Source organism: Bounagaea algeriensis (genome assembly GCF_054491375.1).
The window spans coordinates 3,228,170-3,241,963 of the sequence record NZ_CM137102.1; the positions used below are offsets into that span (position 1 = coordinate 3,228,170).

At 70.1% G+C, this 13,794-nt stretch carries 14 protein-coding genes; 9 read left to right on the forward strand and 5 right to left on the reverse strand.

What is annotated here, in order from left to right; genetic code table 11:
- Positions 1-635: 635 nt before the first annotated feature.
- Positions 636-1,061, forward strand: coding sequence for a hypothetical protein (locus ACVGV2_RS14685; RefSeq protein WP_459162931.1), 426 nt, complete (start codon positions 636-638; stop codon positions 1,059-1,061).
- A gap of 148 nt (positions 1,062-1,209) precedes the next feature.
- On the opposite strand, the gene ACVGV2_RS14690 is transcribed toward ACVGV2_RS14685, so the two are convergent.
- Positions 1,210-1,956: an IclR family transcriptional regulator gene (locus tag ACVGV2_RS14690; protein ID WP_459162932.1), complete on the reverse strand. Its 747-nt coding sequence runs from the start codon at positions 1,954-1,956 to the stop codon at positions 1,210-1,212.
- Positions 1,957-2,172: 216 nt separating this feature from the next.
- Between ACVGV2_RS14690 and ACVGV2_RS14695 the strand changes: the two genes are divergently transcribed.
- The 7 genes from ACVGV2_RS14695 (at position 2,173) to ACVGV2_RS14725 (ending at position 8,623) form a co-directional block, all read left to right on the forward strand.
- A complete protein-coding gene (locus ACVGV2_RS14695) occupies positions 2,173-3,345 on the forward strand; it encodes an NAD(P)/FAD-dependent oxidoreductase (protein ID WP_459162933.1) in 1,173 nt (390 codons plus the stop codon).
- A gap of 12 nt (positions 3,346-3,357) precedes the next feature.
- Positions 3,358-3,513, forward strand: a complete 156-nt coding sequence (locus tag ACVGV2_RS14700) for a hypothetical protein (RefSeq protein WP_459162934.1) — start codon at positions 3,358-3,360, stop codon at positions 3,511-3,513.
- A gap of 30 nt (positions 3,514-3,543) precedes the next feature.
- The gene (locus ACVGV2_RS14705; RefSeq protein WP_459162935.1) at positions 3,544-4,257 is read left to right on the forward strand and encodes a GntR family transcriptional regulator; all 714 of its coding nucleotides are present in this window, start codon (positions 3,544-3,546) and stop codon (positions 4,255-4,257) included.
- Positions 4,258-4,468: 211 nt separating this feature from the next.
- Positions 4,469-4,627: an FAD-dependent oxidoreductase gene (locus tag ACVGV2_RS14710; RefSeq protein ID WP_459162936.1), complete on the forward strand. Its 159-nt coding sequence runs from the start codon at positions 4,469-4,471 to the stop codon at positions 4,625-4,627.
- A 172-nt stretch (positions 4,628-4,799) separates the two neighbouring features.
- Complete coding sequence (locus ACVGV2_RS14715; protein WP_459162937.1) at positions 4,800-5,999, forward strand: glycine cleavage T C-terminal barrel domain-containing protein; 1,200 nt, start codon at positions 4,800-4,802, stop codon at positions 5,997-5,999.
- A gap of 19 nt (positions 6,000-6,018) precedes the next feature.
- Positions 6,019-6,855: a methylenetetrahydrofolate reductase gene (locus tag ACVGV2_RS14720; protein WP_459162938.1), complete on the forward strand. Its 837-nt coding sequence runs from the start codon at positions 6,019-6,021 to the stop codon at positions 6,853-6,855.
- A 70-nt stretch (positions 6,856-6,925) separates the two neighbouring features.
- On the forward strand, positions 6,926-8,623 hold the full coding sequence (locus ACVGV2_RS14725) for a formate--tetrahydrofolate ligase (protein WP_459162939.1): 1,698 nt from the start codon (positions 6,926-6,928) through the stop codon (positions 8,621-8,623).
- 133 nt (positions 8,624-8,756) lie between these two features.
- Here the strand turns inward: ACVGV2_RS14725 and ACVGV2_RS14730 are convergent, their stop codons facing one another.
- The 4 genes from ACVGV2_RS14730 to ACVGV2_RS14745 form a co-directional block, all read right to left on the reverse strand.
- Entirely contained in the window at positions 8,757-9,950 is a 1,194-nt protein-coding gene (locus ACVGV2_RS14730) for an FAD-dependent monooxygenase (RefSeq protein ID WP_459162940.1), read from the reverse strand.
- Positions 9,947-10,093 carry a hypothetical protein gene (locus ACVGV2_RS14735; protein WP_459162941.1) on the reverse strand — a complete coding sequence of 49 codons (147 nt, stop codon included), beginning with the start codon at positions 10,091-10,093 and terminating at the stop codon, positions 9,947-9,949. Before ACVGV2_RS14735 ends, ACVGV2_RS14730 begins: the two co-directional genes overlap by 4 nt.
- Positions 10,094-10,101: 8 nt before the next feature.
- Positions 10,102-10,518: a universal stress protein gene (locus ACVGV2_RS14740; RefSeq protein WP_459162942.1), complete on the reverse strand. Its 417-nt coding sequence runs from the start codon at positions 10,516-10,518 to the stop codon at positions 10,102-10,104.
- Between the two features lie 261 nt (positions 10,519-10,779).
- Entirely contained in the window at positions 10,780-13,308 is a 2,529-nt protein-coding gene (locus ACVGV2_RS14745; protein ID WP_459166001.1) for a DEAD/DEAH box helicase, read from the reverse strand.
- Between the two features lie 162 nt (positions 13,309-13,470).
- On the opposite strand from ACVGV2_RS14745, the gene ACVGV2_RS14750 reads away from it, so the two are divergent.
- Positions 13,471-13,674, forward strand: coding sequence for a hypothetical protein (locus ACVGV2_RS14750; RefSeq protein WP_459162943.1), 204 nt, complete (start codon positions 13,471-13,473; stop codon positions 13,672-13,674).
- Positions 13,675-13,794 lie beyond the last annotated feature (120 nt).

Sequence of the window (13,794 nt, forward strand, 5' to 3'; positions counted from 1 at the left end):
GGGTCGCAGCGGTGCCGGTGGCCGGCGGCGGTGCGCCGTGCGGGACGCGTGCCGAGCATGCGGTGCTCGTACCAGCACATCGCCAGCGAGGCACCGAGGATGACCGTGATCAGCACCCCCGCGAACGCGGCGAATGCGGTCAGCGAGTTCAGCACTCGCCCCACCCCCCGAAGCGCAGCAGATCGTTCTTCGAAACGCCCGTGGACCGACGGGCGTTTCGGGCCCGCGCGTCCGCGTTCGGTCGGCCGCCCGCGGCGGGGGCGGCTTCGACGTGCGGAATTCCGACGCGTTCGACCTTCCGCGTCGACGGTAGGGCCTGCACGAAGGCTTCGCTGGACACGAAGCCGGTTCACGCCCTGACGGGTGATGCGCGGTGGTGCGGATGCGCCGCGGCTCGCGACCACGCCCTGCCGACACGGACAAAACGATCAACCTGGGCGAGTACGATGGGAGGGCAGTTTCGTCACCGTCCTCCCCGACCGTTGCCCACTGCGCCGCACGTGCGAAGCAGCGGGGAGCGCGGGCGATGCCCACCGCGGCGGTGACCGCGCTCGGCGTAACACGCGCACGGCGCGGTCCGACGGTGTCGGGGAGTGCACCGCTTCACGGGACACCGACGCAGGAGGTCACTGACCGTGCAGGGCTACGGCGTTCATCTGCTCTTCCACGTGTTGGCAGCCGCGTGCGGCGCGGGCTGCGGCGTGGCGGCCGCCCTGTGGTGGCACGAGTCCCTCACGTTCGCACTCGTGCTCGCCGTCGCCGCGTTCGTGGTCGGCCTCCTCGTCCTCCTCGCCCAGGGCCGCTACATCGCAGCCCAGCGACCGGACCGCCCGGCATCGGCCGCACCGGGCGGTGCGCACGCCGCGTCCCGGCGGCACGGCACCCGACCGGATCTGCCCGCGGATTCCGAAGCACCTGCTCATCCGGCCCCGCGCACTCGCCAGGACGTGCCGGCCGAACCGACGCGGACGGACGACGGAGCGACCCGCGCCGCGTCAGGCGGGACCACCGCCTCCGAACCGACCCGGCGCGCGGACGAACCGCGCCGCGGCGACCGCTGAGCAGCGGCCGTTGAGCGGCGACCGCTGAGCAGCGGAGCGCTGGACGGCGCCCTCGCTCGGCGTCTTCCCGCGGAGCACCGCGCTGTCACGTGCAACCTGCGGCCGAGCGCTCCCATCGGCCGAGATTCCACTTGACCGCGCGGCCTCCTCAGACTCCGAGGTAACCGAGCTGCGAGGACAGTTCCTTGGCCGCCACGCGCATCGAGCCGACGACGTCGCGGACTCGGCGTCGCGAGAAGCGGTAGGACGGCCCCGAGGCGCTGAGCGCAGCGACGACGGAACCGTCCTGGTTGTAGACGGCCACGGCGGCGGCGTTGAGTCCGAGTTCGAGCTCCTCGAAGGACGCCGCGTAACCGTCACGCGCGATCACATCGAAGTCCTTGCGCAGCTGTCCTGCATCGACCACCGTCCTGTTCGTGTAGCTCTGCAGCTCTAGCGCGAGGATGTCGTCCTGGTCCTCGGCCGGGGCGTGCGCGAGCAGGACCTTGCCGCTGGAGGTCGCGTGCAGCGGGGTGCGCTGCCCGACCCAGTTGTGCGCGGTCACCGCGGCGGTGCCGCGCGCTTGGCTGATGTTCAGGGCAACGTCGTTGTCGCGGATCGCGATGTTGACCGTTTCCCCGAGCTCGGAGGCCAGGGAGTCGCAGAACGGCCGCCCGAGCCGTGGCAGGTCCATGCGTTCGGTCGCCGCTCCGGCCAACCGGACGACGCCGAACCCGATCGTGTACTTACCTCGCTCGCTGAGCTGCTCCACCATGCCGCGGGACTCGAGCACGCTGACCAGCCGGGAAGCCGTGGACTTGTGCACTCCCAGCTCCGCGGCGATCTCGGTGATGCCGGCTTCTCCGTTCCGCGCCAGCAGTTCCAAGACGGTGACGGCCCGGTCGACGGACTGCACCAGAGCGCCCGAGCTCCTTCCGTGTGTCTCCGCTGAACTATCCACGGTCCAACCGTATCCGTTCCACACGCCATTTCCGGAACCATCTGGGATCCCTCTTGACGCTATCGGAACACAAGAGCGAAATTTGTTGCACATATTACCCTGGGTTCTGGATGGTGCAACGGAGGTGCGTGTGAGCCGTTTCGGGGTGCCCGGCGCATCCGGGCGTGCGGTATGAAGTCGATCGCCGTCGTCGGAACGTCCATCGCGGGATGGCGCGCCGCGCAGGAGCTGCGGGAGCAGGGGTTCGACGGGCGCCTGGTCATGATCGGCGAGGAGTCGCACCGCCCCTACGACCGACCCGTGCTGTCGAAGGACTTCCTGACCGACGGACAAGCCGCGGACGAGCTCGCGCTGGCCACCGAGAAGGAGGAGGACGCCCTCGACGCGGAGTGGCGCCCCGGCACCAGAGCGATCGGGCTGCGGCCCCGGCAGGGGTGCATCGCGCTCGACGACGGCACCACCGTCGCTGTCGACGGCGCCGTGCTGGCCACCGGCGCCCGCCCGATCACCCTGCCCGGAACGGAACAGCTCGGGGGCGTGCACTACCTGCGCACGCTCGAGCAGGCGCGCGCGCTGCGCACCGAACTCGCACCGGACACGCGCGTCGTCGTCATCGGCGGCGGACTCATCGGCACCGAGATCGCCTCCGCCTGCCGCAGCCGCGGAGCGCGCGTCACCCTCGTCGAAGCGCAGCACATGCCGCTGGCGCGCACCCTCGGCATCGAGCTCGCCCCCACGTGGCTGGCACTGCACGAGGAGCACTGCGTGCACCTGCGCTGCGGCACACCGGCCAGCAGGGTGCTCGGCCGGGACCGGGCCACCGGGGTCGAACTCGCCGACGGACGGGTGCTGCCCGCCGACCTGGTCGTGGTGGAGGTCGGCAGCCGCCCGACCACCGAGTGGCTGCGCGGCTCGGGCGTGAAGGTCCGCGACGGGGTGGTGACCAGTCCCGGCGGCGTCACCGCCGTGCCGAACGTGGTGGCCGTCGGCGACCTCGTCCGCCACTTGCCGGCGCAGCGCGGTCGCACTGCGCGCAGCGACCACTGGTGGACGGCGATGAACCAGCCGCCCGTCGCCGTGCGGAACCTGCTCGCCGGGTGGACCGTTTCGCACTACGCCGCGATTCCCCGGTTCTGGTCGCGGCAGTACGGCAACCTGCTGCAGTTCGCCGGGTTCTCCGGTCCGAAGGACAAGGTCCGCGTCGTCGACGGGTCCCTGCACGCGCGCCGCTTCGTCGCCACCTACCACCGCGGCGGACGCACCGTGGCGGTGTGCGCGTTCAACAACCCCAAGGCGTTCTCCCGCTACCGCCGCCGCCTGTCCACGGCGCTGCGCCAGCAGTAGCAGGGCGCTGCCGTGCGGGCGGTTTCCGCGCGGGCCGTCGACCAGGACCGGGCCGAGGAGGCACCGGCGCAGCAGAACCGCCAACGACGGGAAAGCCTCAACAACGGGCTCATCAGCGACGGGGCGTCGGCGACGGGCGCACCGGCAACCGGGGTCACCAACAACTGATATGTCAGTGTGTGGGTTAGACTGGGAAGCATGGCTCGTGGCGTCGATCAATCCGCCGGGCGGGCGGGGCGCGGCCGTTCGACCGGAAGCGACGGCGCGCGGCGTACCCGGCAGGACCGCAGTTCGCAGGCGGAACGCGCCTACGGAACGCTGCGCGACCGGATCCTCACCCTCCAGCTCGCCCCGGGCACTCCGCTGCAGGAGGACGAGCTCACCGCCGAGCTGGACATCGGCCGCACACCGCTGCGGGAGGCGGTCAAACGACTGCAGCTGGACTCGCTGGTGGCGATCTACCCGCGCCGCGGCACCTTCGTCACCGAGGTCAACATCACCGATCACGCCCTGATCGCCGACGTGCGCCTGCAATTGGAGGGTCATGCGGCCCGCCGCGCGGCCGAGCGCGCCACCGAGGCCGACCGGTCCGAATTGGACGATCTCCGGAAGCTTCCCGGGTCCTCGCCCCGCCCCGAGCGCGCGAGCGTGATGGACGTGGACGCGCGCGTGCACCGGGCGATCTACCGCTGCACGCACAACCACTACCTCGAGAGCACGCTGGGGCACTACTACAACCTGGCACTGCGGATCTGGTACCTGTTCTTCGACCGGCTGCCGAACATGGACGATCACGTGGCCGAGCACGCGGAGCTGCTCGAGGCCGTCGTCGCCGGCGACGTCGAACGCGCGGAACGCACCGCGGTGGCCCACGTCGACCACTTCGAACAGACGATACGGAACGTTCTCTAACCGGAACTCTTTCGTCTCGGTATAACGCCACCCCGACATCTGTCACCCGCTCGGATTCTCCTTGGCAACCCCGGAAGCCTCGCTCCGCCAGGAGCTTGACGAACCTGGGCGCAATAGCGCACTGTTGCGTTACACGCAGAAGGTTGTGGTGAGCGCAACACCATCCCCCTCTGCTGCAAAGGACCAACGCTGACGCAACGGGGCGGCAGTCATGGATTCGAGCGCACGGGTACTCGTCCTCGGCGCCGGCATCCTCGGATGCAGCGCGGCGCACCACCTCGCCCGGATCGGGATCACCGACGCGGCCGCGGTGGAGCGGGGTCCGCTGATCGCCACCGGCGGCACGAGGAGCACGTCCACGCGGTGTTGATCTCCACCCGCTCGGACGCCTCGTCCTCGAAAGTTCCGCATCGGCCGTGATTCTCCGAAGGCGCGGTAGCTCTCGACGAGCACTGCAGTCCAATTCGGACCTACAATCGAAGAAGGGCACAACTGCACATCGCGCCCCACCCAACATCCCGCACGGCCCAAAGGAGTGCCCGATGAGCATCAACCCCAACCCGGGTATTCTGCTCTACCCGCGGATCAGCAAGTCGCCGTTCTTCTACGCCTCGCGTCAGCACGGCGTCGGGCTCTACAGCGTCTACAACCACACCTATCACGCTCGGCACTACGGCGACCCGATCGGCGAGTATTGGGCCCTGCTGGAGGGTGTGACCCTGTGGGACGTCGGCGTGGAGCGGCAGGTGGAGATCACCGGCCCCGACGCCTTCGACTTCGCGAACATGCTCGTGCCGCGCGATCTGCACAAGTGCAAGATCGGGCAGTGCAAGTACGTGTTCATCACCGACGAGCACGGCGGCATCATCAACGACCCGGTCCTGCTCCGCCTCGGTGAGAACCACTTCTGGCTGTCGCTGGCGGACTCGGACGTGCTGCTGTGGGCCCGCGGACTGGCCTACAGCCTCGGCATGGACGTCACGATCCGCGAGGCCGACGTCGGGCCGGTGCAGGTGCAGGGCCCGAAGTCGCGGGAAGTCATGGTCGACCTGTTCGGCGAGGACATCCTGGACGTGCCCTACTACTACGCGGTCGACCGCGAGCTCAACGGCATGCAGGTCGTCGTCTCCCGCACCGGCTACACCGCGGAGCTCGGCTACGAGATCTACCTGCACAACGCCAGCCGCGACGGGACGAAGCTGTGGAACACCGTGTGGGAGGCCGGCGAACCGTACGGCATGCGGGTCATCGGTCCCTGCCACATCCGCCGCATCGAAGCGGGAATCCTGTCCTGGGGCTGCGACATCACGCAGAACACCAACCCGTTCGAGGTCGGCTACGGCTTCGAGAAGACCTGGATGGTGGACCTGGAGCAGGAAGCCGACTTCATGGGCAAGCAGGCGCTGCAGCAGGTCAAGGAGCAGGGCATCTCCCGCAAGCTGGTGGGCGTGGAGATCGGCGGGCCCGGCGTCGGCTCCTTCAACGACGGCGAGATGATCGACATGTTCGATGTGCACGACCCCAACGGCCTGCGCATCGGCGAGGTCACTTCGGCCTGCTACTCCCCCCGGCTGGAGCGCAACATCGGCTTCGCGATGGTGCCGATCGCCTACCACCAGGTCGGGACCGAGCTCGTGGTGGCCACGCAGCACGGTCGGCAGGACGCGGTCGTGGTCGAAAAGCCGTTCCTCGACCCGACCAAGGACATCCCGAAGCGCGCCCTGCGCGAGACGGCCGCGTAGCGGGAAAGGGGTGAGCACGATGACCACCCAGGACCGGTTCTCCCGCTCGCTGGAAGCGGCACGCTACGAGGTGCTGCCGCTGAGCGGGGTGTTCGACCAGGTCACCTCCCTTTCCCCGGGCACGTGCGTGACGATCACCTCCACGGAGTCCAAGGGCATCGACGCCACGCTGGAGACCGCCGAGCAGCTCGCCCGGCGCGATCTCCAGCCGGTGCCGCACCTGGCCGCGCGCCTGGTGCGGGACCGCGCGCACCTGGAGCAGATCCTCGACCGCATCGACGCGGCCGGGATCGGCGAGGTGTTCGTCATCGGGGGCGATGCGGCCGAGGCCGGCGAGTTCGGCGACGCGCTGTCGCTGCTGCGGGCGATGGAGGAGCTCGGGCGCCGACCGAACCGCGTCGGCATCGGCGGCTACCCGGAGCGGCACGCGTCCATCCCGGACGACGTGCTCGCGCAGGCGCTGGAGGACAAGTCCCGCTACGCCGACTACGTCGTCTCCCAGATCTGCTTCGACGCGGAGACGACCCTGGCGTGGGTCAAGGACGTCCGCGAGCGCGGGTTGGCACTGCCGATCTACATCGGCATGCCGGGCGTGGTCGACGCGCGCAAGCTCATGCGGATCTCGCTGAAGATCGGTCTGGGCGAGTCGGTGCGCTTCCTCCGCAAGCAGTCCGGGATGGTCGGCAAGCTGCTCACCCGCTACACGCCGCAGAACATCATCGACGAGCTCATGCCCTACCTGGACGACCCGGGGCACGGCATCGCCGGTTGGCACCTGTACACGTTCAACGAAGTGTCGAAAACGGTCGAATGGCGGCAGGAAACGGCCCGACGAATCGGAGAGGTCCCGGCCTGACGCCGCGGGTGGTGGGCGCGCCGGGCGCCCACCACCCCCGCAACACCCCGCCAACCGCAGTGGAGTCACCATGAGCCTTCCCAACGACCTGGACATCTCCCGGGCGACCGAGCTCAAACCGCTGACCGATGTCGCCGCCGACATGGGCATCGGCCGGCACCTCCTCGAACCGTACGGGCACAACGTCGCGAAGATCTCGCTGGACGCCACCGAGGAACTCGCCGATCGTCCACGTGCCCGGTACGTGGTGGTCAGCGCGATCACCCCCACTCCCCTGGGCGAGGGCAAGACCACCACGACCGTCGGCCTGGGCCAGGGATTGCACCACCTCGGCAAGCGCAGCGCCGTGGCGGTTCGGCAACCGTCGATGGGGCCGACTTTCGGCATCAAGGGCGGTGCTGCCGGTGGTGGTTACAGCCAGGTCGTGCCGATGGAATCGCTCAACCTGCACCTGACCGGCGACATGCACGCGGTGACCTCCGCGCACGACCTGCTGGCCGCGATGGTGGACAACCACCTGCACAAGGGCAACGAGCTCGGCATCGATCCGCACCGGATCACGTGGCGGCGCGTGCTCGACGTCAACGACCGGGACCTGCGCAACATCGTCAGCGGGCTCGGCGGCAAAGCCGACGGCGAGCCGCAGCAGACCGGTTTCGACATCACCGCGGCCAGCGAGGTGATGGCGATCCTGGCGCTTTCCACCTCGCTGCAGGACATGCGCCAGCGCATGGGCCGGATCGTGGTCGGCTACACGCGCGAGGGCGAACCGGTCACCGCCGAGCAGCTCAAGGCCGCCGGCGCGATGACGGTGCTCATGCGCGAAGCGTTGAAGCCGAACCTGATGCAGACCACGGAGAACACACCGGTGCTCGTGCACGCGGGCCCGTTCGGCAACATCGCCCACGGCAACTCCTCGATCGTCGCCGACCTCATCGCCAGCCGCGGCAGCGACTACCTGGTCACCGAGGCCGGTTTCGGCGCGGACATGGGCGCGGAGCGGTTCTTCAACATCAAGTGCCGCACGTCCGGGATGCGGCCGGACGCGGCCGTGCTGGTGGCGACGGTGCGCGCGCTGAAGGCCCACTCGGGCCGGTTCAACGTAGTGGCGGGCAAACCGCTGCCCGCCGAGCTGCTGCAGGAGAACCCGGACGACGTCTCCGCCGGGGCGGACAACCTGCGCAAGCAGATCCAGAACATCCGGATGCACGGGGTCACGCCGGTGGTGGCCATCAACGCCTTCCCCGGCGACCACCCGAGCGAGCACGCCAGGATCCGCGAGATCGCCGAGGACGAGGGCGCCCGGGTAGCCGTCAGCGACCACTTCACCGAGGGCGGCAAGGGCGCCGTGGAACTGGCCGAGGCGGTGGTGGAAGCAGCGGAGGAACCGCGCGAGTTCGAGCTGCTCTACCCGGACGAGGCGGATCTGCGCACCAAGATCGAAACGATCGCGCGGAAGGTCTACGGCGCGGACGGCGTCTCGTTCCAGCCGGCGGCGCAGCGTTCGCTGGAGAGCTACGAGGCCAACGGTTTCGGGAACCTGCCGGTGTGCATCGCCAAGACGCACCTGTCGCTGAGCTCCGATCCGAAGCTGCTCGGCGCTCCGACCGGGTGGACGCTGCCGGTGCGGGAGGTGCGCGCCTCCGTCGGCGCCGGGTTCGTCTACCCGATCTGCGGTGACATGAGGACCATGCCCGGGTTGGGGTCATCTCCGGCGGCTGAACGCATCGACATCGACGAGCGCGGCCAGGTCGTCGGTCTGGACTGAACGGCGCCACCGCCCGAAGACGGGCGTCGGCGGACACCGCGTCGCCGGCGCCCCGCTTTCCGCCCGGGCGGCCCTGGACCAGCCGACCGGCCGCAGCCAGCCGGTCGGACACGTCAGCGGGCCGGTCGCGGGCTCAACCGGTCAGGTGCGGGACCCGCCCGCTGCGGCGCAGCTCGGCGATGAGCGCGCTGGACCTGCCCGCCAGCGCCCCGGCCACGTAGCGGTCGATCCCGGGAAGGCGCGCCAGTGCCAGCATCGCCCGCCGCAACCGCAGCTGCCGTTCGGAAGCGGGCAGGAACCACCTCGCGGCCGTGCGGCCGACCTCCTGCTTGTCCTCGACGACCGGCCGCCACAGCCGCTCGTGGTCGGCCAGCCCCGCCGGTGCGGAATCCGCCCGGGCGAGCCGGTCGGCCAGCACGTACGCCCCGGCGATCGCCAGCGACGCGCCCTGACCCGCCAGCAGTGAGACGGCGTAGCAGGCGTCGCCGAGCAGCACCACCCGACCCGAGCTCCACTGCGGCATGCGCACCTGCGCGACCCGGTCGTAGTAGATCTCCTCCGACGGCGGGCACCGGTCGAGCATCTCGGGCACCACCCAGCCCATCCCGCGGTAGGCCTCGTGCACGGCCGAGCGCGGATCGGTGGGCAGCTCCGGATTCGCCGAGCGGTGCACCGCGAAGGCCGCCACCCCGCCGTCGCGCAGCGCGTAGCAGCCCACCTGCCGGTCGATCGTGTCGCTCAGGCAGAACCGCCCCCGCACGGCGGCGTGGATCCGCGGCGCGTCGAAGGTGAACGCCGCGGTGTGCATGCCGAGATCGCGCAGGAACCGGGACTCCTCGCCGAAGACCAGCTCGCGCACCGAGGAGTGGATGCCGTCGGCACCGACGAGCAGGTCGGCGGTGAGCTCCGTGCCGTCGTCGAGTCCGACGCGCACGCCGTCGGGCTCCTCGCCGAGACCGGTCAGCCGCGCACCGAAGCGCAGGTCGACCGCATCCGGCAGGGCTTCGCGCAGCACGCTTTCCAGGTCCGGCCGCATGATGCTGCACAGGCGTGCGCCGCCGAACTGCGCGGTGCGCATCCGGGCGCGGCGCCGGCCGCGGGCGTCGAAGAAGCAGGCCTCCTCGACGTCGTACGCGCGCTCGGCGATGGCGGGCAGCAGCCCCATCGCCTCGGCGGCGTCGTAGCCCGGCCCGAAGAAGTCGATCATGTAGCCCTGCGGGCGAGGACCGGGCGCCTGTTCGAGCACCACGACCTCGCCGCCCAGCGCCGCGATCCGGTTCGCCAGCGCCAGCCCGGCGATCCCCGCACCGCAGATGATCACCCTCATGTCCGCGTCCCCTCCCGCGAGTCCGGTTCGACCAGCCGCAGCAGGACCTGTTCGGGCGCACCGCCGCCGGGCCCCGCCCCGAGGCCGCAGTGCAGCAGTCCGTCGAGCGCGGCGACGGCGGCCGCCTCCTGCGCGGCGGGCACCCCGTGCGCTACCGCACCACGAGGACCGGGCACTTGGCGTGGTGCACCAGCTTCGAGGCCACCGAACCGACCATCATGCCGGTGAACGCGCCGTGCCCCTGGTGGCCGAGCACGAGCATGTCGGCCTGCTTGGACAGGACGATGAGCTCGTCGACCGGGTGACCCCGCAGCAACCGCGGTCTGATGTCGACGTCGCTGAACTCCTTGCGCAGCGGTTCGACCACGTCGTCGAGCTCGCGCCGCGCCTGCTTCTCCAGCTCCCCTTCCGAGGAGGGCAGACGGTAGCCGAGCTGCACCGGCTGGTGCCACACGGAGATCGCGTGCACGATCCCGCCGGTTCCCCGGACGTATTGCGCTGCCCAGCGCAGGGCCTGAGCCGATTCGGAGGAACCGTCGATGCCCACGGCAACGGTCTGCGGAACCATGCGAACTCCTTCACGCGACGACCGGTGCGCCCCGGCGCCGGGGTGCACCGCGGCGGAGGTTCCGCCGCGGGCGTGCAGCATAGGGCAGTTGATCGGTGTGCGCGAGCATCACGCACGTCTGCTCCGGGCGGGCCTCCTCGGCGGGCCTGCTCCGGCGGACCGCGGCGCGAAACGGATGGGCGCGGGAGCACCGCGCCGCTGCTCCTGCACCGCGCTAGTGCAGGAGCAGCGGCGCGTTTTCCCCGCACCAGCGAGCCGCGCCTACACCGCGGCGAGCTGGTTCACCCCGGTCACGTGCACGACGGCGTAGCCGACTTCGTCGCACTCGGCGAGGTCGATCTCCGCGCTGATGCCCCAGTCGTGGTCACCGGCCGGGTCGGCGAAGACCTGCCGCACCAGCCACCGCTGCTGCTCCTCGGTGATGAGCAGCAGGCGCGGCCCGCGGGCATCGGCGTCGGTGCCGATCTCGTCGTGCTCGGCGAAGTAGTCCTCCAGCGCGGCGGTCCAGTCGTCGACGCCCCAGCCGTCCGCACCGTCCAGTTCGGCCAGTTCGTCGTAGCGCTGCCGCGCGCACAACTCGACCCGGCGGAACATCGCGTTGCGCACCTGCACGCGGAACGCCCGCTTGTTCTCGGTGACGCGGGCGGGCGGCTGCGCGTCGGACTCGACGGTGCCGCCGGCGTGGGCTTCGGCCTCGTCGTCGGGGTTGCGCAGCTTCTCCCACTCGTCGAGCAGGCTGGAGTCGACCTGGCGCACGAGCTCACCGAGCCATTCGACGACGTCGGTGAGCTCCTCGGTCTTCTCCACGTCGGGCACGGTGTGCCGCAGGGCCTTGTACACGTCGGCGAGGTAGCGCAGCACGAGCCCTTCCGAGCGCGCCAGCCCGTAGTGGCGGACGAACTCGACGAAGTTCATCGCCCGCTCGTACATGTCGCGGACCACGGACTTGGGTTTGAGCTCGTGCTCGGCCACCCACGGGTGGCCCTTGCGGTAGGTCTCGTAGGCGGCTTCGAGCATCTCCTCGAGGGGTTTGGGGTGGGTGATCTCCTCGAGCTGCTCCATGCGCTCCTCGTACTCGAGGCCGTCGGCCTTCATCTGCGCGAGGGCCTCCCCGCGCGCCTTGTACTGCTGCGCGGACAGCACCGGCCGCGGGTTCTCCACCGTGGACTCGATGGTGGAGACGACGTCGAGCGCGTACGTCGGCGACTGCTCGTCGAGCAGTTCGATCGCGGCCAGCGCGAACGGTGACAGCGGCTGGTTGAGCGCGAAGTCGAACTGCAGGTCCACGGTCAACCGCACGCGCCGGCCCTTCTCGTCCGGTTCGTCGAGCTGTTCCACCACTCCGGCGGCGAGCAGGGCGCGGTAGATGGCGATGGCGCGCAGGATGTGCTTGCGCTGCGCGGGCCGGTCCTCGTGGTTGTCGGTCAGCAGCCGCCGCATCGCGGCGTACGTGTCGCCGGGGCGGTTGATGACGTTGAGCAGCATGGCGTGGTTGACCGAGAAGTTCGACCGCAGCGGTTCCGGTTCGGAGCCGACGAGCTTGTCGAAGGTCTTCTCGCTCCACGACACGAAGCCCTCCGGTGGTTTCTTGCGCACCACCTTGCGCTTCTTCTTCGGATCGTCACCGGCTTTGGCCAGTGCCCGTTCGTTCTCGATGACGTGTTCCGGCGCCTGCGCGACGACGAATCCCGCGTCGTCGTAGCCCGCGCGGCCGGCGCGGCCGGAGACCTGGTGGAACTCGCGGGCCTTGAGGTGGCGGGTGCGCTTGCCGTCGAACTTGGTCAGTCCGGTCAGCAGCACGGTGCGGATGGGCACGTTGATGCCCACGCCGAGCGTGTCGGTGCCGCAGATGACCTTCAGCAGCCCCTGCTGGGCGAGCTGTTCGACCAGCCGGCGGTAGCGCGGCAGCATCCCCGCGTGGTGCACGCCGATGCCGTGCCGCACCAGCCGCGCCAGCGTCTTGCCGAAGCCCGCGCTGAACCGGAAACCGCCGAGCGCTTCGGCGATGCGGTCGCGCTGTTCGCGGTCGGCGACCTTGACGCTCATCAGCGCCTGCGCCTGCTCCACGGCCTGCTGCTGGTTGAAGTACACCACGTAGATCGGGGCTTGGTGGCCGCCGAGCAGTTCCTCGATCGTCTCGTGCAGCGGCGTGGTGGCGTAGCGGAAGTTCAGCGGGACCGGCCGTTCGGCGGAGCTGACCACCTTGGTCTCCCGGCCGGTGCGGCGGGTGAGATCGTCCCGGAAGAACGACACGTCGCCGAGCGTGGCCGACATGAGCAGGAACTGCACCCGCGGCAGTTCCAGCAGCGGCACCTGCCAGGCCCAGCCGCGTTCCGGTTCGGCGTAGAAGTGGAACTCGTCCATCACGACCTGGTCCACGTCGGCGTCCGCGCCGTCGCGCAGGGCGATGTTGGCGAGGATCTCCGCCGTGCAGCAGATGATGGGCGCGTCCGCGTTGACGCTGCTGTCGCCGGTCATCATGCCGACGTTGTCCGGGCCGAAGGTCTCCGCGAGCGCGAAGAACTTCTCCGAGACGAGCGCCTTGATCGGTGCGGTGTAGAAGGTGCGGCGGCCGGTGGCCAGGGCGGTGAAGTGGGCTCCGGTCGCGACCAGGCTCTTGCCGGATCCGGTGGGCGTGGACAGGATCACGTTGGCGCCCGTGACCACTTCCATCAGCGCTTCTTCCTGCGCCGGGTACAGCTCGATGCCCTGCTCGGCGGTCCACGTGGTGAACGCGTCGAGCAGGGTGTCCGGATCGGTCTCGGCGGGCAACTGGTCGGTCAGCGTCATCGTGCGGAAATCGTCCCCGGTCAGCTTCGGCTCGTCGCATCCGGGGTCGCGGCCACCGCCCCGCGTGAGCACCGGGCGCGCACGGCTCGTCACGGGTGGTGGTCCGCGGGGAGAATCGGATGCGGAAACGATCGGACGGCGGCCCGGACGGGAGGAGCGCCGATGACCGACCGCACCGTGCTGTTCGTGGGCGGCCCGCTCGACGGCCGCCGGCAGGAGCTGCGCGAATCCGAAGCCACCAGCGGCCGTGTGTTACGTCACATCCACCTGCACGAGGGTCCGAAGATCGTGACGCAGTACGAGCTGCACTACACCCCCGCCGACGGCTGGGAATACCGCTTCCGCGGCCCCGCACCCGAGAACTAATCCCCGGGCAGCTTGCTTGCTCGGGTGCAACGCCCGCGGGAGGGGCGCTCATCCGGCAACCGGACGAGTGGGGCACGGGTCACAGAACTGCTCGGTTCCCCGCGCGCTCCTGCCGCCTAC

Bases quoted from the DNA above. Each gene is read 5' to 3' on its own strand.
- ACVGV2_RS14740 (WP_459162942.1), bottom strand. From the start codon at position 10,518: ATGGTTCCGCAGACCGTTGCCGTGGGCATCGACGGTTCCTCCGAATCG.
- ACVGV2_RS14705 (WP_459162935.1), top strand. From the start codon at position 3,544: ATGGCTCGTGGCGTCGATCAATCCGCCGGGCGGGCGGGGCGCGGCCGT.
- ACVGV2_RS14730 (WP_459162940.1), bottom strand. From the start codon at position 9,950: ATGAGGGTGATCATCTGCGGTGCGGGGATCGCCGGGCTGGCGCTGGCG.
- ACVGV2_RS14715 (WP_459162937.1), top strand. From the start codon at position 4,800: ATGAGCATCAACCCCAACCCGGGTATTCTGCTCTACCCGCGGATCAGC.
- ACVGV2_RS14720 (WP_459162938.1), top strand. From the start codon at position 6,019: ATGACCACCCAGGACCGGTTCTCCCGCTCGCTGGAAGCGGCACGCTAC.
- ACVGV2_RS14695 (WP_459162933.1), top strand. From the start codon at position 2,173: ATGAAGTCGATCGCCGTCGTCGGAACGTCCATCGCGGGATGGCGCGCC.
- ACVGV2_RS14750 (WP_459162943.1), top strand. From the start codon at position 13,471: ATGACCGACCGCACCGTGCTGTTCGTGGGCGGCCCGCTCGACGGCCGC.
- ACVGV2_RS14745 (WP_459166001.1), bottom strand. From the start codon at position 13,308: ATGACGCTGACCGACCAGTTGCCCGCCGAGACCGATCCGGACACCCTG.
- ACVGV2_RS14710 (WP_459162936.1), top strand. From the start codon at position 4,469: ATGGATTCGAGCGCACGGGTACTCGTCCTCGGCGCCGGCATCCTCGGA.
- ACVGV2_RS14725 (WP_459162939.1), top strand. From the start codon at position 6,926: ATGAGCCTTCCCAACGACCTGGACATCTCCCGGGCGACCGAGCTCAAA.